The sequence below is a fragment of the Nocardioides luteus genome (assembly GCF_000960475.2).
Classification (GTDB): Bacteria; Actinomycetota; Actinomycetes; order Propionibacteriales; family Nocardioidaceae; genus Nocardioides; species Nocardioides luteus_A.
This window is the reverse complement of sequence record NZ_JZDQ02000014.1, coordinates 112,023-135,423: the sequence shown is the minus strand read 5'-3', so window position 1 is coordinate 135,423 and position 23,401 is coordinate 112,023. Positions and strand designations below refer to the sequence as shown.

At 70.8% G+C, this 23,401-nt stretch carries 25 protein-coding genes; 11 read left to right on the top strand and 14 right to left on the bottom strand.

The window, feature by feature from the left end:
• Window positions 1-49: 49 nt before the first annotated feature.
• The 7 genes from UG56_RS12015 to UG56_RS11985 all read right to left on the bottom strand — a co-directional run bounded on the left by UG56_RS12015 (window position 50) and on the right by UG56_RS11985 (window position 5,249).
• Window positions 50-529 (bottom strand): nucleoside deaminase, encoded by a 480-nt coding sequence (locus tag UG56_RS12015; RefSeq protein ID WP_045551128.1) that lies wholly within the window; start codon window positions 527-529, stop codon window positions 50-52.
• A gap of 61 nt (window positions 530-590) precedes the next feature.
• On the bottom strand, window positions 591-1,424 hold the full coding sequence (locus UG56_RS12010) for a MurR/RpiR family transcriptional regulator (RefSeq protein ID WP_045551129.1): 834 nt from the start codon (window positions 1,422-1,424) through the stop codon (window positions 591-593).
• 7 nt (window positions 1,425-1,431) lie between these two features.
• Complete coding sequence (gene pucL, locus UG56_RS12005; RefSeq protein ID WP_045551130.1) at window positions 1,432-2,307, bottom strand: factor-independent urate hydroxylase; 876 nt, start codon at window positions 2,305-2,307, stop codon at window positions 1,432-1,434.
• Window positions 2,307-2,621 carry a hydroxyisourate hydrolase gene (gene uraH / locus UG56_RS12000; RefSeq protein ID WP_045551131.1) on the bottom strand — a complete coding sequence of 105 codons (315 nt, stop codon included), beginning with the start codon at window positions 2,619-2,621 and terminating at the stop codon, window positions 2,307-2,309. The genes pucL and uraH overlap by 1 nt, the downstream gene beginning before the upstream one ends.
• Window positions 2,618-3,112 carry a 2-oxo-4-hydroxy-4-carboxy-5-ureidoimidazoline decarboxylase gene (gene uraD, locus UG56_RS11995; protein ID WP_071327041.1) on the bottom strand — a complete coding sequence of 165 codons (495 nt, stop codon included), beginning with the start codon at window positions 3,110-3,112 and terminating at the stop codon, window positions 2,618-2,620. Before uraD ends, uraH begins: the two co-directional genes overlap by 4 nt.
• 236 nt (window positions 3,113-3,348) lie before the next feature.
• Complete coding sequence (locus UG56_RS11990) at window positions 3,349-4,866, bottom strand: AtzH-like domain-containing protein (RefSeq protein WP_045547984.1); 1,518 nt, start codon at window positions 4,864-4,866, stop codon at window positions 3,349-3,351.
• A gap of 23 nt (window positions 4,867-4,889) precedes the next feature.
• A complete protein-coding gene (locus tag UG56_RS11985; protein ID WP_052693363.1) occupies window positions 4,890-5,249 on the bottom strand; it encodes a YidH family protein in 360 nt (119 codons plus the stop codon).
• 45 nt (window positions 5,250-5,294) lie between these two features.
• Between UG56_RS11985 and UG56_RS11980 the strand changes: the two genes are divergently transcribed.
• Complete coding sequence (locus UG56_RS11980; RefSeq protein WP_045547986.1) at window positions 5,295-6,122, top strand: thioesterase family protein; 828 nt, start codon at window positions 5,295-5,297, stop codon at window positions 6,120-6,122.
• A gap of 62 nt (window positions 6,123-6,184) precedes the next feature.
• On the opposite strand, the gene UG56_RS11975 is transcribed toward UG56_RS11980, so the two are convergent.
• Window positions 6,185-7,321, bottom strand: a complete 1,137-nt coding sequence (locus tag UG56_RS11975; RefSeq protein WP_143055008.1) for a D-alanyl-D-alanine carboxypeptidase family protein — start codon at window positions 7,319-7,321, stop codon at window positions 6,185-6,187.
• Between the two features lie 544 nt (window positions 7,322-7,865).
• On the opposite strand from UG56_RS11975, the gene UG56_RS11970 reads away from it, so the two are divergent.
• The 4 genes from UG56_RS11970 (at window position 7,866) to UG56_RS11955 (ending at window position 12,271) form a co-directional block, all read left to right on the top strand.
• Window positions 7,866-8,582 carry a (deoxy)nucleoside triphosphate pyrophosphohydrolase gene (locus UG56_RS11970; protein WP_045547988.1) on the top strand — a complete coding sequence of 239 codons (717 nt, stop codon included), beginning with the start codon at window positions 7,866-7,868 and terminating at the stop codon, window positions 8,580-8,582.
• Window positions 8,572-9,483, top strand: a complete 912-nt coding sequence (gene mshB, locus UG56_RS11965) for an N-acetyl-1-D-myo-inositol-2-amino-2-deoxy-alpha-D-glucopyranoside deacetylase (protein WP_045547989.1) — start codon at window positions 8,572-8,574, stop codon at window positions 9,481-9,483. Before UG56_RS11970 ends, mshB begins: the two co-directional genes overlap by 11 nt.
• The gene (locus UG56_RS11960) at window positions 9,480-9,824 is read left to right on the top strand and encodes a hypothetical protein (RefSeq protein ID WP_045547990.1); all 345 of its coding nucleotides are present in this window, start codon (window positions 9,480-9,482) and stop codon (window positions 9,822-9,824) included. The genes mshB and UG56_RS11960 overlap by 4 nt, the downstream gene beginning before the upstream one ends.
• A 62-nt stretch (window positions 9,825-9,886) precedes the next feature.
• Window positions 9,887-12,271, top strand: coding sequence for a VanW family protein (locus tag UG56_RS11955; protein WP_052693364.1), 2,385 nt, complete (start codon window positions 9,887-9,889; stop codon window positions 12,269-12,271).
• Between the two features lie 61 nt (window positions 12,272-12,332).
• On the opposite strand, the gene aspS is transcribed toward UG56_RS11955, so the two are convergent.
• On the bottom strand, window positions 12,333-13,634 hold the full coding sequence (aspS, locus tag UG56_RS11950) for an aspartate--tRNA(Asn) ligase (protein WP_045547991.1): 1,302 nt from the start codon (window positions 13,632-13,634) through the stop codon (window positions 12,333-12,335).
• Window positions 13,635-13,889: 255 nt separating this feature from the next.
• Here aspS and UG56_RS11945 point away from each other — a divergent pair, with 255 nt between their 5' ends.
• Both UG56_RS11945 and UG56_RS11940 read left to right on the top strand, forming a co-directional pair.
• Entirely contained in the window at window positions 13,890-14,708 is an 819-nt protein-coding gene (locus UG56_RS11945; protein ID WP_256206576.1) for an esterase/lipase family protein, read from the top strand.
• Window positions 14,709-14,728: 20 nt separating this feature from the next.
• On the top strand, window positions 14,729-15,142 hold the full coding sequence (locus UG56_RS11940) for a VOC family protein (RefSeq protein WP_045547993.1): 414 nt from the start codon (window positions 14,729-14,731) through the stop codon (window positions 15,140-15,142).
• Here the strand turns inward: UG56_RS11940 and UG56_RS11935 are convergent.
• The gene (locus UG56_RS11935) at window positions 15,121-16,014 is read right to left on the bottom strand and encodes a GNAT family N-acetyltransferase (protein WP_045547994.1); all 894 of its coding nucleotides are present in this window, start codon (window positions 16,012-16,014) and stop codon (window positions 15,121-15,123) included. The two genes, UG56_RS11940 and UG56_RS11935, sit on opposite strands and share 22 nt — an antisense overlap.
• Window positions 16,015-16,093: 79 nt before the next feature.
• Here UG56_RS11935 and fdxA point away from each other — a divergent pair, with 79 nt between their 5' ends.
• From fdxA to UG56_RS11920, 3 genes are read left to right on the top strand one after another with little or no spacing between them, the layout of a single operon-like run.
• Entirely contained in the window at window positions 16,094-16,417 is a 324-nt protein-coding gene (gene fdxA, locus UG56_RS11930; RefSeq protein ID WP_008358813.1) for a ferredoxin, read from the top strand.
• Window positions 16,417-17,535, top strand: coding sequence for a succinyldiaminopimelate transaminase (dapC, locus tag UG56_RS11925; RefSeq protein ID WP_045547995.1), 1,119 nt, complete (start codon window positions 16,417-16,419; stop codon window positions 17,533-17,535). Before fdxA ends, dapC begins: the two co-directional genes overlap by 1 nt.
• 46 nt (window positions 17,536-17,581) lie before the next feature.
• Window positions 17,582-18,598, top strand: coding sequence for a hypothetical protein (locus UG56_RS11920; protein ID WP_218145199.1), 1,017 nt, complete (start codon window positions 17,582-17,584; stop codon window positions 18,596-18,598).
• 220 nt (window positions 18,599-18,818) lie between these two features.
• Here the strand turns inward: UG56_RS11920 and UG56_RS11915 are convergent, their stop codons facing one another.
• Window positions 18,819-19,667: a hypothetical protein gene (locus UG56_RS11915; RefSeq protein ID WP_045547996.1), complete on the bottom strand. Its 849-nt coding sequence runs from the start codon at window positions 19,665-19,667 to the stop codon at window positions 18,819-18,821.
• Window positions 19,668-19,694: 27 nt separating this feature from the next.
• The gene (dapD, locus tag UG56_RS11910) at window positions 19,695-20,624 is read right to left on the bottom strand and encodes a 2,3,4,5-tetrahydropyridine-2,6-dicarboxylate N-succinyltransferase (RefSeq protein ID WP_045547997.1); all 930 of its coding nucleotides are present in this window, start codon (window positions 20,622-20,624) and stop codon (window positions 19,695-19,697) included.
• 68 nt (window positions 20,625-20,692) lie between these two features.
• On the opposite strand from dapD, the gene UG56_RS11905 reads away from it, so the two are divergent.
• On the top strand, window positions 20,693-20,983 hold the full coding sequence (locus UG56_RS11905; RefSeq protein WP_256206575.1) for a hypothetical protein: 291 nt from the start codon (window positions 20,693-20,695) through the stop codon (window positions 20,981-20,983).
• Between the two features lie 13 nt (window positions 20,984-20,996).
• Here UG56_RS11905 and UG56_RS11900 read toward each other — a convergent pair whose 3' ends face one another.
• Window positions 20,997-21,182 carry a YbdD/YjiX family protein gene (locus UG56_RS11900; protein WP_256206574.1) on the bottom strand — a complete coding sequence of 62 codons (186 nt, stop codon included), beginning with the start codon at window positions 21,180-21,182 and terminating at the stop codon, window positions 20,997-20,999.
• The gene (locus tag UG56_RS11895) at window positions 21,179-23,359 is read right to left on the bottom strand and encodes a carbon starvation CstA family protein (RefSeq protein ID WP_177191464.1); all 2,181 of its coding nucleotides are present in this window, start codon (window positions 23,357-23,359) and stop codon (window positions 21,179-21,181) included. Before UG56_RS11895 ends, UG56_RS11900 begins: the two co-directional genes overlap by 4 nt.
• Between the last annotated feature and the right edge of the window lie 42 nt (window positions 23,360-23,401).

The following is a 23,401-nucleotide window of genomic DNA, read 5'->3' as shown; positions in this document are numbered from 1 at the left end:
AGTGGGCACTCAGGTGCCCACTCGGCCGACGGGGGTGACGGCTCGGCAATCAGTAGTCGGTGCGGTCCTGCTTGGCCAGCCACGCGTCGAAGGGGTCGTACGCCTGCGGGATCCGCAGCTCGTCGACCTTGGTGGGCCAGTCGTGGTGCTCGTTGGCGCGGCCGGTGCCGAACAGGTCGTAGAAGGCGCGGTCGTCGAAGCCGCCCTTGGCCGCGTCGTCGCGGTCGGCCGCGTAGACGACGCGGTCCAGGCGCGCCCACAGCGCGGTGGCCAGGCACATCGGGCAGGGCTCGCACGAGGTGTAGAGGGTGCAGCCGGCCAGCGAGAAGCTGTCGGCCTCCTTGCACGCCGAGCGGATCGCGACGATCTCGGCGTGGGCGCTGGGATCCAGGTCGCGGGTGACCCGGTTCTGGCCGGTGCCGAGCAGGATCCCGTCGCGCAGGATGATGGCGCCGAACGGGCCGCCGCCGTTGTTGACGTTGCGGACCGCCAGCGCGACCGCCTGCTCCAACCACATCGTGTCGGTCATGCCGATTCCCCCTAGCCCTGGCCCGAGAATCGATGTCTCTACTGTCATTGTGCTCCCGCCATCACTCGACCTCGTGGAGCCGATCGTAGGTGGCGCTGATGGCCGAGACGCGGTCGCGTCCGGGCCGTCCGCGCTCATGGAGTACGCCGTCGGCGAGCACGCTCGCCAGCGACATCGGCGCCGCCAGCGAGTCGAAGGCCAGACCGCCCTGCACCGGGCACTCCAGCGCGATGTCGGCACGGCCGAGGTGGACCGTGCCCGTCGGATCGGCGATCACGATCACCGTGCTCCCGGACGCCGCGGCGGCGTCGACGAACTCGCCGAAACCGGGTGGCCGGCGCCGCAGCCCGACCGCGATCACCACCGACTCCTCGCCGAGCTCGGCCAGCTCCTCGCCGATGACCTGGCCGGGCGCCGGAGCGAGGGTGACCCGCTCGCGGGTCTGGGTGAGCTGCTGGCGCAGGTGGAGGGCGACCGGGTAGGAGTTGCGCCAGCCGGCGACCATCACGTCGCTCGCACCGGCGATGGCCTCGACGGCCTCGGTGACGGCCGCCTGGTCCAGGGCGCGCGCGATCGCGGCCGCCTCGCCTTCGGCGTGGGCGCTCAGGTCGGGTGCGCCCTCGACACGTCGCGGCTCCCCGGCCGTACGCAGCGCCCGCAGGTGGTCGCGGACGTCGTCGAACCCGTCGAATCCCAGCGACCGGAAGAGCCGGCTCATCGTCGCCTTGGAGACCTCCGCGAGCGAGGCCAGCTCGGCCGCACGGTAGGTCGCCAGGTCGTCGAGGTGCTCCAGAAGCGTGTCGGCGGCCTTGCGCTCCTGGGGTGAGAGCGTCTGATAGGCCGCGGCGATCCGCCGGTCGATCCGCTGGTCCGCCCGAGTCGTGGTCACGGTCATGCCCGCTTCACGCGAAGCCCGGAACGGAGGCCCAGGCGTCCGGCTCGGTCGCCCCGTCGCGCTGCAGCGTCGCCTCGATGAGCCCGTAGGGACGGTCGGCGGCGAAGAAGACCTCGTTGGGGTTCTCCAGGCCGAAGGGGGAGAGGTCGACGAGGAAGTGGTGCTTGTTGGGGCAGGAGATCTTGAACTCCGCGATGCCTTCGAAGGCCTCCATCACCGCCCTGCCCATCTCGTAGATGGTCTGCTGCAGCGCGAGCGAGTGCACCTGCGCGAAGGTGTCGAGCAGGATCGTGCGGATCCGCTCGTAGGCCGCGTTCCAGTCCTCCGGGTGGGTCTCCCAGCGCCACCAGGCGGTGACCTCGGTCGCCAGGATCCGGTCGGTCGTCTCGGCGAGGGTGGTGTAGCGGTCGCGCGGGAAGCCGTGGAACTCCGACCCGGTCGACTTCAGCACCACCAGGTCGGCCAGGCCGGAGAGGACGAACGTCCGCCCGCGATAGCGGTTGACCACCGCGGTCCGCGTCTCCTGCCCGCGCCGGGCGAACGAGAAGCCGTTCGCCGGGATCCGGTCCCAGGCGTACGCCTGCGCCTTCATCACCGACCCGGTGACCCACGGCTGCGCGGCCCAGTGGGCGGTCAGGTCGAGCAGGAACCCCTCCGGCGAGGTGATGCCGAGCTCCTTGGCCTTCGCGTAGACGACGTTCTTCTGGGTGTCGGTGGCGTGCACGTGCACGTTGTCGCCCTCGGTGAAGGCGGTGGCGAAGTCGCCCCTGAGCTGGGTGGACACGTTCAGGTCGTGGAGGGTGTGCCGGGTGCCGTCTCGGTCGACCTTGACCAGGCGTACCTCCGCCTTGCCGTGCTGGTTGGGGCCAAGAGTGATCGACATCAGCTTCCTCGATAGGTCGTGTAGGAGAACGGGCTGAGCAGGAGGGCGACGTGGTGGTGCTCGCCGGCGGTGACGGTGAACCCGATGCTCACCTCGGGGAAGAAGGTCTCGCGGTCCTGCTCGGCGAACCATGGGCCGGTCGTGAAGGTCAGCGTGTGCGGCCCGGGCGGCACCTCGCCCTCGAACCGCACCCGGCCGTCGGCGTCGGTGGTCGCGGTGCGTGCGCTGTCGTCGGGAAGGACGAGGATCACCGCGACGCCGGCGGCGGGCCGGCCGAGAGCGGCGTCGAGGACGTGCGTGGAGACGGTGGTCATACGACCAAGCCTCGCAGCCGGAGCAACGCGATCTCGGCGAGCTGGCCCTTGGTCACCGCGATTTCGGTAGCCGGGTCGTTCTCCAGCCGCTCCTCGAGGAGGGCGAGCATCTCCTCGGCGCTCCGCCCCGCGGCCCGGACCAGATAGATCCGCCCGAACCGCTCCTCGTAGGCGGCGTTGCCCGCCCTCAGCCGGGCCTGCACCTCGGCGTCGGCCGGGTCGACCCCGGCCTGCTCGCGGGCGGAGAGCGCCGCGCTCGCGCCGTCGCCGGCGTGCCGCTCCCCGATCCGGGGGTGGTCGGCCAGCGCGCCCTCGACCTCCTCGTCGGTCCAGGCCGCGGCCAGCCGCTCCGCGGCCGCGAGCAGGTCACCGACGACCGTGTAGGGACGCCCCGCGACCAGCCCGCGGGCCCACGAGGGGATCGCGACACAGGGCGCGAGCAGCGCCTCCGCCTCGTCGGCGGGCAGGGCGTCGAACTCGGCGAGCGTCATCGTCACCGGGCCAGCCTATGAAACAAGCGTTTCGACACCCGAAACGCAGGTTGCCTCCATGTAACGCCCCGCCCGCCGAGAAGTCGGTCTTTGACGCCGAGAAGTCGAAATCTGGCGTTGAGAGGTCAGTTTCTGACGGCGACACGTCAGTTCTTGCGGCCGTCAGGAAGTGACTACTTGCCGTCAGATTTCGACCGCTCGCGGTCAGGAAGTGACTCCTCGCGGTCGGGAACTGACTACTCGGCGAGGGTTTGGGCCAGGGCCAGGAGGTCGCGGTCGCGGTTGGGGGCGGCTACCAGGCAGAGACCGGCAGGCAGGTTGCCGGGGGTGCGGACCGGGACCGAGACGGCCGGGAGACCGGCGATCCCGGCGATGCAGGTGAGCCGCAGGGTGTCGTCGCGTACCCCGGCCGCGTCGGCGGCGGTGGGTGCCACCGAGGAGGCGCTGGGGAAGGCGAGGACACGGTCACCGACGACGTCGAGGATCTCGGCCCGGGCCTCGGAGAGCACGGCCCGCGCCTCGGCGGCCTGCGTCCGTGTCACCGAACGCGCCATCTCGAAGCGCCCGCGCACCGCCTCGCCGAGCGTGTCCAGCCGGGTCTCGAGCCAGGCTCCGTGGGCCTGCCACGCCTGGTAGGCCTGGCCGACGACGAAGGCCTGGCGCCACTCGTCCAGCCTGGCCGGTTCCCAGGTCAGCGGCTTCGCCCCGGGCAGGGCCTCGCTCACCGCGGCGCCGACCTCCTTCGAGGCGAGCGCGACCAGTGACGGCACCAGGTGGACGTCGTCCAGGGAGGTGGGCGACGAGGCAGCCTCCGGCAGCAGTACGTCCCCGACCGCCTGCAGCAGGAACGCCGAACGCGTCATCCACCCGACGGCGTCGAAGGCCCTGGCGAGCGGAAGCATCCCTTCGCGGGAGACGGCACCGTGGGACGTACGGATGCCGTAGAGGCCCTGGTAGGCGGCCGGCACCCGGATCGAGCCGCCGGTGTCGGACCCGAGCCCGATCGAGGCCTGGCCGAGCGCGACCGCGGTCGCCGAGCCCGACGAGGAGCCGCCGGGGATCCGGCCCGGAGCCTTCGGGTTCGGCGGCGCTCCGTAGTGGGCGTTGAGGCCCGAGAGCGAGTAGGCGAACTCCTCGGTGCGTGCGATCCCACGCACCGACGCCCCGGCGTCCAGCAGCGCCGCGACCGCGGCGCCATGGGACGAGGAGACCGGCGCCTGCTCCAGCCACGCCGGGCTTCCGGCCCCGACCGCGAATCCGGCGACCGCGAAGAGGTCCTTGACCGCCACGGTCTCGCCGGAGAGCGCGCCGTCGGAGGTGTGCGAGGAGACCAGCGGATCCCCGACGACCCGCCAGATCCGGGTGTCGAGGGCCGGCGCAGGGGCCGAGACGTGGGCCGCGGTGACCTGCCAGCCGCCGTACTCGATCCGCACCGGGTCCCGTGCCCACAGCTGGGTCTGCAGGCCACGCCCACCGCGGTCGAGCTCGGTGACCGCCACGATCAGCGCGTGGTCCTCGTCGATGACCTGGACGTGGGTCTGCACGATGCGCCGTCCGGGCGCGCCGCCACGAGACGCGCGGAAGGCCGCGATCTGGTCGTGCCCCACGAGGAGCCCGGCGGCATCGCCGCGCAGCGTGGTGGGGGAGTCGGCGAAGAGCGCGTCGAGAGCGGCGACGTCGTCGGACATCAGCGCGCTCTCGTACGCCCGGAAGGCCTGCAGCAGCCCGTGCGGGACAGGCTTGAGCTCAGTCATGGGTGAAGTCTGCCCTGATCCGGTCAGAGGACCAGGGAGAACCCCAGCAACACACCGATCACCAGCAGCGCCCCGGCGAGGATGAACCCGGCGGAGAAAGCGGGCAGCGGGCGCCGCTCCCGCATCGCGCGCTCGACCCGTGCCCAACGGACCATCGCGAAGATCGTGCACAGGATCGCGGTCAGCACCAGCACCGCGATCACCCCGACGCGTACGCCGTCGGCGGTGGGCACCCGGAACGAGTGCAGCGCCACCGCGCCGGCCAGCAGGCCGAGCACGGTGCGCGCCCAGGCCAGGAACGTACGCTCGTTGGCCAGGGTGAACCGAGGGTCCGGTTCGGTGCCGTGGTCGTAGACCCAGTGCGGGTGTCGGGGGTCGGTCATGCCCCCATCGTCCATCACATCGGGTGTCGATCTAGATTATTACCCATGAGTAATAGGGAACAGGCGGAGTTCGATCGCGACATCGCGGTCCGCCGGACCGACGCGAAGACCTACGCGGCCGAGCTCGCCCCGGGCTGGGTCGTCGGCGGCGGGGTCAACGGGGGTTACCTGCTCGCGGTCATCGCCAACGCGCTGCGCGCCCACCTCCCGAACCACCCGGACCCGATCGTGCTGAGCGCCTTCTACGCCGGCGCCAGCACGCCCGGACCGGCCGAGGTCCGGATCGAGACCAAGCGCGACAAGGGCTCGCTGGCCATCGCGACCGCCGAGCTGTGGCAGGGCGAGGACCTGCGGATCACCACCACGGCGACGTACGCGGACCTCGACGGCCTCCACGCCAAGAGCAGCGGCTACGAGCGGGTCACCGCGACCGAGCCGGAGCTGCCGCCGCTCGAGGAGTGCCTGTCGTCCACGACGGCGCCCGAGGAGGTGAAGGAGTTCGTGCCGATGCTGGACCGCTACGAGCTCTGCGTGCCGAAGGACCAGTTCGTCTGGGGCGGCGCGGCGCCGACCGGCGAGGCCGTCTTCACCGGCTGGTTCCGTCACCACGACCGCGAGCCCGACCCGCTCTCGCTGCTGCAGGTGCTCGACGCGCTCCCGCCGGTCACCTTCGGGCTCGAGCTGCCGGGCTGGGCGCCGACCCTGGAGCTCACCTGCCACATCCGTCACAAGCCGGCGCCGGGCTGGCTCAAGGTCACGCACTACTCGCGCAACCTCTCGGGCGGCATGTTCGAGGAGGACTGCGAGGTCTGGGACTCCGAGGGGAAGCTGGTCGCGCAGGCGCGTCAGCTGGCGCGGCTGCCGCGCGCATAGACGGATGTTGTGAAGCTGAGAGTGGTCTATAGGTCACTCTCGGCTTCACGACCCCGGCGAAGTCACAGCGGGGCGCAGCGGTCCTTCCCGCCGTACGCGTCCCAGTGCCACGCCTCGGCGGAGTACTGCTTCAGCCCGACGCTCAGCGCCGTCTTGTTGAGGAACCTCCACACCGGGCTGGACGGCTCCGAGGCCCGCGTCGCGCAGGTCTTGCCGCCGGTCACGCTGGGCTGCTCGAAGTCGATGGCGATGCCGAGCTGGTGCGATGAGTGGCCGGGCTGGGCGGTCAGGGTGTAGTCGCCGGCGGGGCAGCCGCCGGTGGCGTCCTGCTGGCACAGCGCCTTCTGCTTCTTCATCGTCCGGAACGAGCTGCTCGCGACCAGGTCGATGCCCTGCTTCTCCGCCTTCTTGACCAGCGCGGCCGCGGCTCCGGAGATCCGCGCGTTGACGACGGTCAGGCCGTCGGAGCCGTCGATGTAGTAGGGGTCGCCCTTGGTGCTCTCCGTGCCGGTGTTGGGCAGTCCCTCGACCGCGCAGAGCCGCACCGGGATCAGCGTGCCCTCGTCGTAGCCCTCACCCTCGCCGAGGTCCTTCGTCCCCGGCGCGCACACGAGTGCGGTCGAGTCGGCGCGTACGTCGCCCACCGGCCTCGTCGGTGCCGCGACCTCGACCAGCTTGCCCTCGGTGGCGCCCGCGGCGCGCTGCTCGGAGGCCTTCACGGCCAGCTCGGCGAGGTGGCCGGTGACCCCGTTCGCCTCGGCGTCGGCCGCGGCCTGGCCCGTGGCCGGCGCGGTCTTCGGGACGTCGTCGGGGCAGGCCGTGACGTTCTCGCTGAGCGGTTTCTGGGTGCCGGTCGCGAGGGTGATGTTCGCGCACACGACCGTGGTGTGGTCGCGCTTCGCGTAGGTGTCCTGCCAGGTGCGGTAGCCGGCAACGGTGAAGCTGTTCGAGGCTTCGTCGGCCTGCAGCGTACGCAGCCTCAGGCCGTCACCGTAGGCGCCCGGTTGCTCCAGCCAGGTGCCGATGTCCGCGGCCGTGACCTCCCAGCCGACGCTGCGCAGCGACGCGACCGCCACCGACAGGTCGCTGCCGACGCCGTTCACGTCGTCGGTCGTGGTCTGCTCCCACTTCTGCAGCTGCTCGTAGAAGTCGTACGCCCCGTAGCCGCCGACCCCGACCAGCGCGAGCACCAGAAGCACCACGAGCACCTTCGGCCACTTTCGCTTCTTCGGCGGCTCCGGCCCGAACCGGCCCGGACCCAGACCCGGTGGGTACGCCGGTGGCTGCTGCCGTGCCTGGTGCAGGTCCGAGTAGGGCTGCTCTGGGTAGGGCTGCTGTCCGTAAGGCCGCGGCTGCGGCGGGTAGGGCCCCTGCTGCGCGGGCGGGTAGGGCTGCTGGGGCCCCGGGTAAGGCCGCTGCTCCGGGAAACGCTGCCCTCCCGGATAGGGCTGGTACTGCCCGGGACGAGGTCGCTGCTGACCCGGGTGCGGCTGCTGCTGGCCGGGATGCGGCTGTTGCGGTCGCCCCGGCTGCGGACGTTGGGGCTGCCGTGGGCCCGGGTACGGCTGCTGTCCGCGGTAAGGCGGACGAGGCTCACCGGGCTGCCGCGGCGGCCACTGCTGATCGCTCATGATCGGGCCCCGGACGGGGGCAGGCAGGCGATGAGCAGACGAGGGCGGGGCACGGCGTTGCAGCGTACCCAAGAGACCCCACTCTCGGGGCTTCTAGGGAACAATCTCACACGTGAACAGCCCCAAGACCGTAGTGGCCGCGGCGATCCTGAGCGCCGACGGCAAGCAGGTGCTGGCCGCGAGGCGTACGTCGCCGCCCGAGGCAGCCGGACGCTGGGAGCTCCCCGGCGGCAAGGTCGAGGAGGGCGAGACGCCCGAGGCGGCCCTGATCCGGGAGATCGGCGAGGAGCTCGGCTGCCTCATCGAGGTGCTCGACTGGATGCAGGGCGAGGCGCCCATCGGCGAGAGCCACCGGCTGATCGCGGCGACCGCCCGGGTGGTCGCGGGGGAGCCGCGGCCGCGCGAGCACGACCAGGTCCTCTGGCTGGCGGCCGAGGACCTCGACTCGGTCGACTGGCTGGAGCCCGACCGCCCGTTCCTCGATGCGCTCCGCCACGTACTCGGCGTGCCCGAAGAGTCCACCCTGCGCGGCATCTTCTTCGAGGAGGAGGACGCCCGCTCGGCGGCGGCGACCCTCGAGCGTGAGGGCTGGACGGCCCGGGTCGGCCGCGAGCGCTACCAGGGGGAGGACGACGACGAGGACCACCCGTGGTCGGTGGAGACCGACGCCCCGGAGATGGTCCTGGAGCTGCTGGTGGACGAGTACGACGGCTGGCTCGACATCCCCGAGGAGGCGCCGGACGACTCGATCGCCCCCGAACCCGTCGAGCTCCCCGACAACCCGAAGCGGATTAAGCGGCCCGACCTAGGATCGGGTCGTGACTTCTGAGAAGAGCCTGCTGCTCGTGCACGCCCACCCCGACGACGAGACGATCGGGACCGGGGCGACGATGGCGAAATACCTCGCCGAGGGTGCCCGGGTCACCCTGGTGACCTGCACGGCGGGGGAGATGGGCGAGATCCTGGTGCCCGAGCTGGCGCACCTCGCCGCCGACCGCGACGACGCCCTGGGCGACCACCGCCGGGGCGAGATCGAGAACGCGATGGCGGCGCTGAAGGCGCCCGACGGCAGCGAGGTCGATCACCGCTGGCTGGGTGGTTTCGGCACCTACCGCGACTCCGGGATGACCTGGAGCGAGGACCGCACCCACGCGCTGCCCGACCCCGACGCCCGCGAGAACGCCTTCTGGTACGCCGACCTCACCGAGGCCGCCGACCACCTCGTCACGATCATTCGCGAGGTGCGTCCGCAGGTGCTGGTCACCTACGACGAGTTCGGCAACTACGGCCACCCCGACCACATCCAGGCCCACCGGGTCGCGACGTACGCCGCCCATCTCGCCGCCGTGCCGACCTACAAGAAGGAGCTCGGCGAGGTCCACGAGATCGACCGGATCTTCTGGGTCGCGCTCGCGGAGAGCCGCCTGCGTGAGCGGCTGCGGGCGGTCCGGGCGGCCGGCGACGCGGAGGCGCTCGGTGGGATGGACCCCGAGGGGCCGCTGCCGATGGCCACGCCCGACGTCGACATCGCCGCCGAGATCGACGGCACGCCGTACGCCGAGCAGAAGGTCGCCGCGATGCGCGCCTACCCCACCCAGATGGACATGGAGCAGGGCATGTTCGCGATGACCAACAGCCTCGGCACGACCGCCTGGGCGCACGAGCACTTCCGGATCGCCAAGGGCAGCGTCGACGGGGGCAGCCTGACCGACCTCTTCGCCGGGTTGTGAGACTGCTCGGCGGGGTGGTCGCCAGTCTTCTCCTCGGTCTCGCGGTCGGGGTCGCGGCGGTCGCCGTCCACCCGTGGTGGTGGGGCGTGCTGCTCGCCGTGACCGCGTCCTCGGCGATGCTGCTCGCGCTCCCACGCGGAGCCTCGAGGATCGCGTACGCAGCGGCCTGGGCGATCGTGATCGCCCTGGCCGCGACGCCGAGGCCGACCGGCGGGTATGCCATCGCCGGAGATCTCGAGGGATACCTGTTGATCTCGTGGGCCGTGCTGCTGATCGTGGTGGCCGCCGCGACGGTGGCGAGGGTCACATCTCAGCCGGATCGGGCCCACCCCGGCGAGTGACGAACGTCCCAAGATGGGCTACGGGTTCGGCCTAGGGGGGTATAGGTCCTAGGCTCTCCCGCATGTCCAATGAGCCCGAGGCCTTCAAGGCCCCCGAGCCCGCGATGCGAACCCACGCGGCCGGGTCCAACGCCGGCCATGCCGGCACGGACGATGCTGCCATCGAGACGATCATGATCCCGCAGATCGAGATCGACGCCCGGGTAGCCGAGTCCGCGGGTGCCAAGCCGGTCGCGAACGTACCCGATGACGAGCCCGCCGGTGAGACCCGGATCGTCGCCCCCGGCCACGACCTCGACGAGGATCTCGCCGAGGAGACCCTGCTGCGGAGCACCATGCTGCGCTCGGAGCTGCCGAAGCGCGCGGAGCTGCCGAAGGAGGACAACTTCCTGTTCGTCTCGAAGAACCGGAAGTTCGCCCCGGAGCCCGACGTGGTCGACGCCGCCCCCGAGGCCGGCAACGACGACGACACCGAGGTAGCGTTCTACCGTCCGGTCCAGGAGACGCCCGACTTCGACGACGAGCCGCTCGAGGCGACCGTCATGGGTGTCGGGCCGTTCGTCGCTGACGAGCCGGCCCCCTCCGGCCACTCCTCCTTCGAGTCCGGTTATGAGCCCGCCTACGACTCCGGATACGAGCCTGACCACGCGTCCGGCAACGGGTCCGGCTTCGAGCCGCCCGACTATGCCCAGCCGGTCCCGGCCGAGAGCAAGCCGCTCGGCACCGGCGCCAAGGTCGCCGTCGCGCTCGCGGGCGGCGTCGCGATCCTGGCCTTCGTCGGCTGGGGCGCGGCGTACGCCGTCGCCGGGAACAAGATCGCCGACGGCACCACGGTCGCCGGCGTCGACATCGGCGGCATGACGGCCGCCGAGGCGACGTCGTTGCTGGACGAGAAGTTCGCCCCGGCTCACAGCCAGCCGATCAACGTGACCGCCGGCGACAGCACGACCGAGGTCAACCCGGCCGACGCCGGCCTGAGCTTCGACGCGGAGGCGACGATCGAGAAGATCGACGCCGGACATAGCTGGAGCCCGGTCAAGCTCTGGAAGCACTTCACCGGCGGCGGCGCGGTCGAGCCCGTCATCAACGCCGAGGACAAGCTGATCGCCAAGGTCGCCGCCAAGGTGAACAAGCGCGCCGGCACCCCCTTCAAGGACGGCGACGTCGTCATCAAGAAGGGCAAGATCAAGACCACCCAGCCGGTCGCTGGCGAGGGCGTCAGCGATGACGCGCTCCGCACCGCGCTCGCCGGTCAGCTGCTCGTCGAGGGCGATCGCACGGCCGACGTACGTCTTGAGGAGCTCACCCCGGACGTCGACGAGACCGACGTCCAGGAGGCGGTCGAGAAGGTCGCCACCCCGGCGGTCTCCGGGCCGATCACGCTGAAGTTCGAGAAGACCCCGGTCGAGCTGTCCCCGAAGGAGTTCGGCGAGGCGATCCGGTTCGACCCGAAGGACGGCGAGCTGCAGGCCTCGGTCGCGCCCGCCAAGCTGAAGAAGGTGCTCAAGAAGGCCCTCGCCGACGACGCCGCGAAGCCGGTCGACGCGACCGTCGAGATGGTCGACGGGGCCCCGAAGGTCATCCCCGCCAAGCCGGGCGTCACCTTCAACCAGAAGGACCTGGAGGCGGTCTTCCTCGACGTCGTCACGGCGCCCGCGGGTGCCCGCGTCGTCGAGGTGAAGTCGAAGGTCGCCAAGCCGAAGGTGACCACCGAGGAGGCCAAGTCCTGGGGCATCAAGGAGAAGGTCTCGACCTTCACCACCAACTTCCCCTACGCCGAATACCGCAACGTCAACATCGGCCGAGCCGCCGAGCTGGTCAACGGCACCGTGCTCGCGCCGGGGGACACCTTCTCCCTCAACGGCATCGTCGGGGAGCGTACGGCCGCCAACGGCTTCACCAAGGGCTGGATGATCCAGAACGGGGTCTTCCGCGAGGACTACGGCGGCGGGGTCTCGCAGATGGCGACGACCACGTTCAACGCGATGTTCTTCGCCGGTCTGCAGGACGTGGAGCACAAGGCCCACTCGCTCTACATCGACCGCTATCCGATCGGCCGGGAGGCGACCGTCGCCTGGCCCTCGCTGGACCTGAAGTTCAAGAACAACACCAAGTACGGCGTCCTCATCCGCTCCTGGGTGAACCCCGCCAGCGCCAGCGGCCAGGGTTCGGTCACCGTCGAGATGTGGTCCACGAAGATCTGGGACATCAAGGCACGCACCGGCGAGCGCTACGACTTCAAGTCGCCGGGCAAGCAGAAGATCACCGACGGCAACTGCGAGAACACCGTCGGCGCCCCGGGCTTCTCGATCAACGTCTGGCGCGACTTCTACCAGGGCGGCTCCAAGGTCAACACCCAGACCTTCAAGACCACCTACATCCCGCAGGACGAGGTCGAGTGCACCGACGAGTCCGAGAAGCCGCCGCCCCCCGCTGACCCCAACTGATCGGGTTGTGAAGCTGAGAGTGGTCCATGGGCCACTCTCAGCTTCACGACTTCGCCGATGGCTACGGCGTGAGGCGGTGCAGGTCCCTCGGGAACAGGGTGACCTCGCGGATGTTGGCGGCTTCGACGAGCCGTGCGGCCCACCGCTCCAGGCCCAGCGCGAAGCCGCCGTGCGGTGGCATCCCGTGCGCGAAGGCCTGCAGGTACGAGGCGTACGCCGCCGGCTCCTCGCCCCGCGCCCGGATCGCCGCCTCGTAGTCAGTGAGCCGGTGCAGGCGCTGCCCTCCGGTCACCAGCTCCAGGCCGCGGAAGAGCAGGTCGAAGCTGTTGCTTCCGTCCCCTGGTGGTCGAGCCTGTCGAGACCACGGGTGGGTGTAGAAGGGCCGCTTCCGGATCGGGTAGCCCTCGACGGCCAGGAAGTCGGAGCCGTACGTCTCGCGGGCCCACGCTCCGAGCGCACGCTCGTGCTCTGGGGCGAGGTCCGGCTCGTCCTCGGGCGCCCCGACCAGCCGCAGCGCCTCGGCGAAGTGGATGACCGGGATCTCGGGCGGCACCACAGGGAGCTCGACGCCGAGCCGGCCGACCGCTGCCGCGGGGTAGGTCTCGATCCCCTCGACCATCCCGGCGAGCACCTCGCGCAGGACGGCGAGCACGTCGCGGTGGTCGCGGACGAAGCCGAGCTCGACGTCGAGGTTGACGTACTCGGCGAGGTGGCGCACGGTGTCGTGCGGCTCGGCGCGGAAGACCGGCCCGACCTCGTAGACCCGTTCGAAGACGCCGACGAGCTGCTGCTTGTAGAACTGCGGCGACTGGGCGAGGTAGGCGGGGCGTCCGAAGTAGTCGATCTCGAAGACGTTCGCTCCCGACTCGGTGGCCGACTCGACGATCTTGGGGGAGTGGACCTCGGTGAACCCGGCGGCGTCGAGGGTCGCGCGGAAACCGCGCAGGGACGCCGCGGCGAGCTCCCATCGCGCCCGGACGGCGGGATGGCGCCAGGTGACCGGCGCATGGTCGAGCAGCGTCGGCAGCCCGGCGGCGAGCTCCGGGCGCCACAGCTCGACCGGCGGGGTGAGTGCCGGCTCGGAGAGCACCGTGACGGCCGGCGAGGTGATCTCGACACCTCCGGGGGCCTGCGGGTTTCCGGTGGCGATGCCGATCACCTCGACCGGCGTCTCCTCGGGCGGTGCCTGCTGTCCGTCGGCCGGCCGGATGACCACCTGGGCCAGGCCGCTGCGGTCGCGCAGCACCAGGAACGTCACGGTGGCGAGCTCGCGGCGGCGGTGCACGTGGCCGCACAGCCGAACGGTCGTGCCGGGGGTGGCCGCGGTGAGCTGGGCGGCGAGCGTACGGTCTATCGGTTTCATCATTCCTCCAGGTGGCGGGGCCCTGGAGGTGTGGGCGGGGGCTAGGTCGCGGTGCCACCACACCTTCGCTGATGTGTCATCAGCCTCTTGTCGGTACGCCGGACGCGCGGGCGCCGCGGTGCCGTGGTGGCAGAGGGTCGTCACTCCTCGGCGGTGCCGCTGACGAGCGTAGATCTCACTCCGGGTCGCTCGCCAACGGGTTTTCGGGCGTGACGCGGATCACAATCGCTCGTTGGGCTGGTCATGCGCCCGTTCATGCTGAGTCTGCTCGCTGCCGTCGCGCTCGTGCTGGTTCCGGTCTCCGCCTCGGCCGCGGAGGGGCCGAGGCAGACCGGGATCCCGCTCCCGGGGTCGCCCTACGGCGACCCCGCCGGGTCCAACGACTGGGCGTGCGTGCCCTCGGCGGAGCGCCCGACGCCGGTGATCCTGGTGCACGGCACCTTCGGTGACCGCCGCTCGCTGCTGGACCCGATCTCGCTGGCCATGAAGCGGGCCGGGTTCTGCGTCTACTCGCTCGACTACGGCAACCGCGCCACCGGCGACATCCGCGACTCGGCAGCTCACCTGGGGGAGTTCATCGAGCGGGTCCGCGAGGTCACCGACGCCGACAAGGTCTCCCTCGTCGGCCACTCCCAGGGCGGCATGATGCCGCGCTACTACATCAAGAACCTGGGCGGCGCCGGCTACGTCGAGGACCTCGTCGGCCTCGCCCCCTCCAACCACGGCACCTCGATCGTCCCGGACGAGGGCACCACCGAGGCCACCGGCCTGTGCCTCTCCTGCGCCCAGCAGGCCGCCGGCTCGCAGTTCCTCGCCGACCTGAACGCCGGCGACGAGACCCCGGGCGACGTCTCCTACACCCAGATCATCACCGCCGCCGACGAGGTCGTCGTGCCGTCCACCTCCGGCTTCCTCGCCGAGGGTCCGAACACCACCAACGTACGCATCCAGGACGCCTGCGCCGCCGACCTCTCCGAGCACCTGCTCATCCCCACGAGCGCCGCCGCCATCGCCCTCACCCTCGACGCGCTCACCCGCGAAGGCCCCGCCTCCCCGGATCTGAAGACCTGCTGACCGACGCCTACCGTTCAGCCATGCACATGGACCTGGTCACGATCGTCGTTCCCGACTACGACGAGGCGGTGGAGTTCTTCCGCGACGTACTCGGGTTCGAGGTCGCCGAGGACGCCCCGTCGACCACGAACGACGGCCGCCCGAAGCGCTGGGTGGTCGTACGTCCGCCCGGCGGCGGCACCGGCTTCCTGCTCGCCCGCGCCGACGGCCCGGAGGAGACTGCGAGGGTCGGTGACCAGACCGGTGGCCGGGTGACGTTCTTCCTGCGCGTGGACGACTTCGGTGCTGCGTACGAGAGGCTGGTCGGCGCCGGGATCGAGCTCGTCGGGCCGGTCCGTGACGAGCCCTACGGGACGCTTCAGGTCTTCCGGGATCCCTTCGGGAACCTGTGGGACCTGCTGGGGCTGACTTCCTACGGGGTCGGCGAGGAGTAGTAGCGGCAGCGGTGGTGCTCGGTGAAGCCGAGGGACTCGTAGAGGGCGAGGCCGGGGTCGTTGGTGGTCTCCACGTGCAGCCAGGCGGCGCGGGCGCCGCGCTCCGCGCCCCACTCGAGCAGGGTGGCGAGGGCCTTCGTGGCGAGCCCCTGGCGCCGGTGGGGCTCGGCGACCTCGAGGTCGTGGATGGCCAGCCAGTCGCGTTCCATCGTGCCCATGATCCGGGCGGTGTCGCCGAAGGTGATCAGCACCTGCGCACCGTCGGTCCCGCGCATGATCTCGACGTGGGCGTCCTCGGCGGGCGGGGGCAGGATGCGCCGGGTGGCGGCGAGCCCGGCGAGCTGGAACTCGACGGTCACGTCCTCGATCCAGCCGCGCGCGACCAGGGCCTCCTCGGCCGCGGAGCCGACCTCGATCTTGGCGCGGGGTCGCTTGTGGCGGCTGCGGTAGAAGGACTCGATCGCGTCGATCGCCGCGTCGAGCCCGACCCCGGGGTCGCCGATCGCCAGCGCCGAGTTGGGCCGGCGGCGTACGGAGATCTCGTGGTCGAAGAGCACCCACTCGCCGAGGGCCTCGGAGGTGGTGCCGGGGAAGATCGCGGCGCTGAGCAGCTCGGCCTCGCGCACCCCGATCCGCAGACGTACGTTCGGCCGCGGCGGCACCGGTTTGCCGGAGACGATCTCGCCGACGGGCACGCTCACTCGCTCCCCGGACTCACGCTCGATGACGGCGGTGCCGTCGGCCCAGGACGTACAGACTCCCAGGATGTCGGTGAACGCGGGGCCGCCGGTGGGGCCGGTCTCGCCCGGGACGAGTCGGCGGATGACGATCCGCTTGCCGACGACATGTGGTCCCAGGAGATGAGCAGGCACGTGGGGATACTAGGCTGTCCCCTGAAGGGCCAGTCGCGCCCCTCTGACTTTCGTGATACCCCGCTTGGAGGAGCCCCGAATGACGTACGTCATCGCCCAGCCCTGTGTTGACGTGAAGGACAAGGCTTGCGTCGACGAGTGTCCGGTGGACTGCATCTACGAGGGCAAGCGGATGCTCTACATCCACCCCGACGAGTGTGTCGACTGCGGCGCCTGCGAGCCCGTGTGCCCGCCCGAGGCGATCTTCTACGAGGACGACACCCCGGAGGAGTGGAAGGAGTACTACGACGCCAACGTCAAGTTCTTCGACGACCTCGGCTCGCCGGGCGGTGCCGCCCGCATGGGTGAGATCGACAAGGACCACCCGTTCGTCGCCGCTCTGCCCCCGCAGAACCAGGACTGATGCCCGCCTCGATGTCGGCCTCGATCCCGGTCTCGCAGCGTCTGCCTGACTTCCCCTGGGACAAGCTCGTTCCCATCAAGGAGAAGGCGTCCTCGCACGCTGGCGGGTTGGTCGACCTCTCGGTCGGGACCCCGGTCGACTCGACGCCGACGGTGGTGCAGAAGGCACTGGCCGCGGCGGCGGACTCGCCGGGATACCCGACCACGATCGGTACGCCCGCGGTGCGTCAGGCCGCGATCGACTGGCTCGCGCGCAACCACGGGGTCTCGGGTCTCGGGCTGGACAACGTGCTGCCCGTGATCGGCTCCAAGGAGCTGATCGGCTCGCTGCCGCTGCACCTCGGTGTCGGGCAGGGTGACCTGGTCGCCTACCCGGAGCTTGCCTACCCGACCTACGAGGTCTCCGCGGCCCTGGTCGGAGCCGACACCGTCGCCACCGATTCGCTGGTCGCGCTGGGCCCGAAGGCGCCGCGCATCCTGTGGATCAACTCGCCGTCCAACCCGAGCGGCCGGGTGCTCCCCGTGGAGCACCTGCGCAAGACGGTCGAGTGGGCGCGCGAACGGGGCACGCTGCTGATCTCCGACGAGTGCTACATCGAGTGCGCCTGGGAGGCGTCCCCGGTCTCGATCCTGCATCCGGACGTCTGTGGTGGTTCGTTCGACGGTCTTCTCGCCGTCCACTCGCTCTCGAAGCGCTCGAACCTGGCCGGCTACCGCTGTGCCTTCGTCGCCGGTGACGCCGCCGTCCTCGGTGAGGCCCTCGCGGTCCGCAAGAACCTCGGCCTGCAGATGCCGGGTCCGCAGCAGGTCGCGATGGTGACGGCGCTCGGCGACGATCAGCACGCCAAGGAGCAGCACGCCCGCTACGCCGCGCGGCGCACCAAGCTCAAGGCGGCCCTGGAGTCGGCCGGCTTCCGCATCGACCACTCCGAGGCCTCCCTCTACCTGTGGGCGACCCGTGACGAGGACTGCTGGGACACCGTCGCCTGGCTCGCCGAGCGCGGCATCCTCGCCGCCCCCGGCACCTTCTACGGCCGCGCCGGCAGCCAGCACGTGCGGATCGCCTTCACCGCCACCGACGAGCGCATCGACGCAGCCGTCGCCCGCCTCGCCGAGTGAGAGATCGCGCCGGGCGGGGTTTGCCCCGTAGGTGAAGATGGGTGGCGTGAGCGCACAGCCGGGGACCCCGACGGGCCCGCCGACCTTCCCGCCCCCGGGTCCGCGGCCGCCCGCCTCCAGGATCCCGGAGCCGGCGCGTGAGGCGCTGCGGAAGTCTGCGAGGGAAGCCCGCAAGCAGCTCCGTCCGGTACGCAAGCATCTCGTCGTCCTCGGCATCGTGATCGCCGTCGCCCTGCTCTTCGCCGGCCTGCGGGTCCTCGGCGTCGGCGTCAGCGGCATCCCGGTCCTCTCCCGCGAGGCCTGCACCGTCACCTCCGAGGGCACGACCCACGACCTCTCCATCGAGGAGGCCGAGCGTGCCTCGGCGATCGCCGCCATCGCCGTACGCCGCGGGCTCCCCGCCCGCGCCGCCTCCGTCGTGCTGACGGTCGAGATCGCCGACCACTCGCTCGAACGGAACGCCGCGAAGGCGAGCGCGCTCTACGACCGGCTCTCCGGTGTCGCCGACTACCGCCAGCAGTCCGTACCCGGTGTCGCCCAGCAGATCAGCGACGGCTCGCGCGACAGCTACCGCGACGCCGAGCCCGAGGCGCGGGCCCTCGCCTCGGCACTGACCGGCAACACCCCCGAGGCGTTCTCCTGTGTCGTCAAGGGCGGTGCCGAGGAGGTCCCGGTCACGCTCAGTGGCGCCGGGCTCACCTCGCGGGCGGAGGCGGTTCGGGATGACGTACGCCAGGCGTTCGGGGACATTCCCGACGGCGGCTTCCAACCCGGCGGCGTGACCACCGGCCACATGGTCGGCTCGGCCCACTACGAGGGCCGCGCCGTCGACTACTTCTTCCGGCCGATCAACGCGCGCAACAACATCAGAGGCTGGGCTCTCGCGCAGTACTTCGTCGCCAACGCCGACCGCCTCGACATCGAGACCGTCATCTACGACGACCGCATCTGGACCAAACGCCGCTCCACCGCCGGCTGGCGCGACTACGACGTCCCACCCCGCGGCGGCGACCAAGCCATCCTCGAGCACCGCGACCACGTCCACGTAGACGTCGCCGACTGACGAGAAGTCCGCTCGTCGGCCGAGGCGTCACGTACGTCGGTCGAATGGGCGTCCGCGTCGGCCGAGTGGTCGCTCGCGTTGGTCGAGACGTCACGTACGTCGGCCGAGGCGTCACGCGTTGCTATCTCGCCCGACGGGAGTGACGTCTCGCCCGACGTACGTGACGCCTCGGCAGGCGCGGCTGACGCTTGGCCGACCGGGGTGACGCCTCGGCAGAGGGTCAGGCGAGGGTGACGACGATCCGGTCGCCGGTGACGTCGGGGGTCTTGGCCCACTCCTCGTCCTTGCCGGCGGACCAGGTGCGTCCGTCGTAGGCGATGGAGGTGGCGCCGAACTCGCTGGCCCGGGCGAGTACGTAGTGGGCGGCGGCCCAGCCGTTGCGCTCGCCGGTCTCGCCGGCGTCGACGGGGATGACCACGGTGGTGCCGTCGACGCGGGCGCGACCGACCATCTTGCCGAGCAGCTGGTTGACCTCGGTCTTGGTGGCCTGCGGCTTGCCGGAGCCGGCCTCGGGCTCGTCGATGCGGCAGGTCAGCGCGGCGGGGGAGTAGCCGCTGATCGCGGAGGCGATCGCGCGGCCCTCACCCTCGTGGTCGGCGTACGCCTCGGGGTAGGCCGAGCGCTGCACCTCCTGCGCCGCCTCGGTGATGACCATGTCCTCGTAGCCGTCGATCTTCACCAGCGCGTCGTAGAACTTGTTGGTGGCGTAGACCGGGTCCTGGACCTGTTCCTCGGTGCCCCAGCCCATCGACGGGCGCTGCTGGAAGAGGCCGAGCGAGTCGCGATCGCCGTGGCTGATGTTGTAGAGCTTCGACTCCTGGATGGCGGTCGCGATCGCGATCGTGGCCGCCCGCGCGGGCAGGCCGCGCTTGAGCCCGAGCGCGGTGATCACGGCCGCGTTGCCCATCTGCTCGGGGTCGAAGCGCGCCTCGTACTCGCCCGCGACCGCCGTGCACTGCTGCAGGTCGGGCAGGAACGAGTCCAGCTTGTCCGTCGCGGCCTGGACCACCCAGTAGATGCCGCCGGCGATCACGCTGAGCACCACCAGCGTGGTGACGAACTTCTTCAACTCAGCACTCTGCTCTTCGGGGTCGGATCAATTGGCGTGGAGGGCAGCGTTGAGCTCGATGCCCTCGCCCTTCCACGGAACGGCCTCGATGGCGCCGCTGACCGAGTTGCGACGGAACAGGATGTTGGAGGCGCCGGAGAGCTCGCCGGCCTTCGTCACGGTGCCGTCGGGCAGCGTCACCTTGGTCCCGTACGTCACGTAGCACCCGGCCTCGACGACGGCGTCGTCGCCCAGGGAGATGCCGATGCCGGAGTTGGCCCCGAGCAGGCAGCGCTGGCCGATGGAGATGACGGCCTTGCCGCCCCCGGAGAGGGTGCCCATGATCGAGGCGCCGCCACCGACGTCGGAGCCGTCGCCGACGACGACCCCGCCGGAGATCCGGCCCTCGACCATCGAGGCGCCGAGGGTGCCGGCGTTGAAGTTGACGAAGCCCTCGTGCATCACGGTGGTGCCGGCGGCGAGGTGGGCGCCGAGGCGGACCCGGTCGGCGTCGCCGATGCGGATCCCGGACGGCACGACGTAGTCGACCATCCGCGGGAACTTGTCCACGCCGTAGACGGTCACGTGCTGGCCGGCCGCACGCAGCCGGGCGCGGGTGAGCTCGAAGCCTTCGACCGCGCACGGACCGGCGCTGGTCCACACGACGTTGGTGAGCAGGCCGAAGATGCCGTCGAGGTTCTGCCCGTGCGGCTTGACCAGGCGGTGCGAGAGGAGGTGGAGTCGCAGCCAGACGTCCTCGGTGCTCTCGGGCGCGGTGTCGAGGTCCTTGACCTCGACCAGGGTGACGCGCTGGGTGACCTGACGCACCTCGTCGGCGCCCTCGAGCGCGGTCAGCTCGGCCGGCGCGGTCGCGTCGGCGGGCTTCTCGCCCAGCTGCGGCGCGGGGAACCACACGTCGAGCACGGAGTTGTCGGAGGCGTACGTCACGAGGCCGAAGCCCCAAGCTGCATTCGTCACGGGGCGCAGTCTAGTGGCCGAGCCTGAGCGGTCCCTTATCGACGGTCTCGACGTGCGAACATGTGGTGGTGAGCAAGAAGAGCGCGCCGCCGACGCCCCGGCTGATCCAGGCCGAGGACGACACCTGGACCCTGGAGATCCCCGGCGTGGCGACCAGCAAGGGTCACCCGGCGCCGGAGTGGGCGATGGCCAAGGGCGTCGAGGTCGTCCGCCGCGCCGCCGCCGACATCGTCCGGACCTGGATCAACGGCAAGCCGGTCAGCGACGCCGAGAAGCAGGTCGTCCTGCTCGTCACCCGAGGTGACTCGCAGGTCTACGCCTGGCTCGACGCCGCCTTCGCCGACGACAACCCCCGCTAGCCCACGACAGCCGCTAGCAGCAGCGGGCCTGCGGGTTGTGCTCCTTCTCGTCGGCCCGGTGACGCTCGAACGCGCGCCGGGTCATCGGCTCGACGCCCTCCCGCTCGCACCGGGCGACGTAGTCGTCCCACTTCGCCTCCCCGGTCGCCTGGCGGAGCAGCCGCCAGGCGCCGGAGACACGCTCGGTCAGGAGGCTCACGAGACCGGCGCCTTCTGGGAGGCCTCCCACTCGCGTACGGCTTCCTTCTCCTCCTTGGTGGCGAAGAAGTCGGAGGGGGCGACGATCTTCGACTCGACCTTCGGCACCTCGGTGGTCGGCAGCGAGCCGCCGGCACGCAGGGTCTTGACGACGGTCACCGCCGCACCGGCGACGACGACGATCACCAGCACCGCGAACGCGGCCTGCAGGATGCCGGACTGGGTCGAGTTGTAGATGATCTGGTCGACGTCGGCCGGGGTCTTGGCGACGCCGTAGAGCTCGTCGGACGCCTTCGCGTCGCGCGCGGCCGACGCCTGCGCGAAGTAGCCGATGGTCGGGTCGTCGCTGAAGACCTTCTGCCACGACGCGGTCATCGTGGTGATCAGGTCCCAGACCAGCGGTACGCCCGGCACCCATGCCCACCTGACCTTGCCGTGCTTGACCAGCAGTGCGGTGGCCAGCGTCAGCGCGATCGCGGCGAGCAGCTGGTTGGCGATGCCGAAGAGCGGGAAGAGCTGGTTGATCCCGCCGAGCGGGTCGCCGACACCGATCCAGAGCATGTACGCCCAGGCCAGCACCACCAGCGCCGAGGCCGACCAGGTCGCCGGGCGCCAGGAGACGTCGGCGTAGCGCGGCCAGATGTTGCCGATGGTGTCCTGCAGCATGAAGCGGCCGACCCGGGTGCCGGCGTCGACGGCGGTCAGGATGAAGAGCGCCTCGAACATGATCGCGAAGTGGTACCAGAACGCGGCCAGACCGCCGCCGAACGCGTCGGTGAAGATCAGCGAGATGCCGAACGCCAGGGTCGGCGCGCCGCCGGTGCGGGAGATGATCGTCTCCTCGACGCTCGCGGCGGCGGCCTCGAGGTCGGCCGGGGTGATCGAGAAGCCGAGTCCGTTGACGAAGGCGGCGGCGGTCTCCGGGGTGCCGCCGGTGGCGCCCGCGGCCGCGTTCATCGAGAAGTAGATGCCCTGGTCGATGACGGAGGCGGCGATGAGGGCCGAGATCGCGACGAACGACTCCATCAGCATGCCGCCGTAGCCGATCATGCGTACGTGCGACTCCTTGGCCACCATCTTCGGGGTCGTGCCCGAGGCGATCAGGGCGTGGAACCCGGAGAGCGCCCCGCAGGCGATCGTGATGAAGACGAACGGGAACAGCTTGCCCGTGAACGCCGGACCCTGACCGTTGGTGGCGAACTCGGAGACCGCCGGGTTGGCGAGCACCGGCGCGGCCAGGATCATGCCGAAGGCCAGCAGCACGATGACGCCGACCTTCATGAAGGTGGAGAGGTAGTCACGCGGGGTGAGCAGCATCCACACCGGCAGGATCGAGGCGACGAAGCCGTAGATCGCCAACGCGATGACCAGCGTCTCCTTCTCCAGGGTCAGCAGGTCGGCCAGCCCCATCTCATCGACCCAGGTGCCGCCGGCGATCGCCATCAGGAGCAGTACGACGCCGATGGCGGTGACCTCGAGCACCCGGCCGGGACGCAGGTAGCGGAGGTAGAAGCCCATGAAGAGCGCGATCGGGATGGTCAGGCCGATCGAGAACACGCCCCAGGGCGACTCGGCGAGCGAGTTGACGACGACCAGCGCGAGGACGGCCAGGATGATGATCATGATCGCGAACACGGCGATCAGCGCGGCGATACCGGCGACGGTGCCGATCTCCTCACGGACCATCTGGCCCAGGGACTTGCCGTCGCGGCGCATCGAGAGGAACAGCACGACCATGTCCTGCACCGCACCGGCGAAGATGACGCCGACGATGATCCAGATCGTGCCGGGCAGGTAGCCCATCTGCGCGGCCAGGACCGGACCGACCAGCGGTCCGGCGCCGGCGATCGCGGCGAAGTGGTGGCCGAAGAGCACCCGGCGGTCGGTGACGTCGAAGTCCCGCCCGTTCTCCAGCCGCTCCGCCGGGGTCGCCCGGCTGTCGTCGACCTCCAGCACGGTCTTGGCGATGAACTTGGAGTAGAACCGGTAGGCGATGGCATAGGAGGCGAGCGCGGCGAACAGGATCCACAGCGCCGAGACCTCCTCACCGCGGGACAGGGCGAGTACGGCCCAGCAGACCGCGCCGACGACGGCGACGATCGTCCAGATGATGATTGACTTCCAGTTGGGCCCCGAGCGTGGTCCGGAGTCGGCAGGGCGGGCGGTCGACGTCGACATGGTCTCCCTCTGATTCAGCTGGTGAAGCGCGGTCGCGGTCGT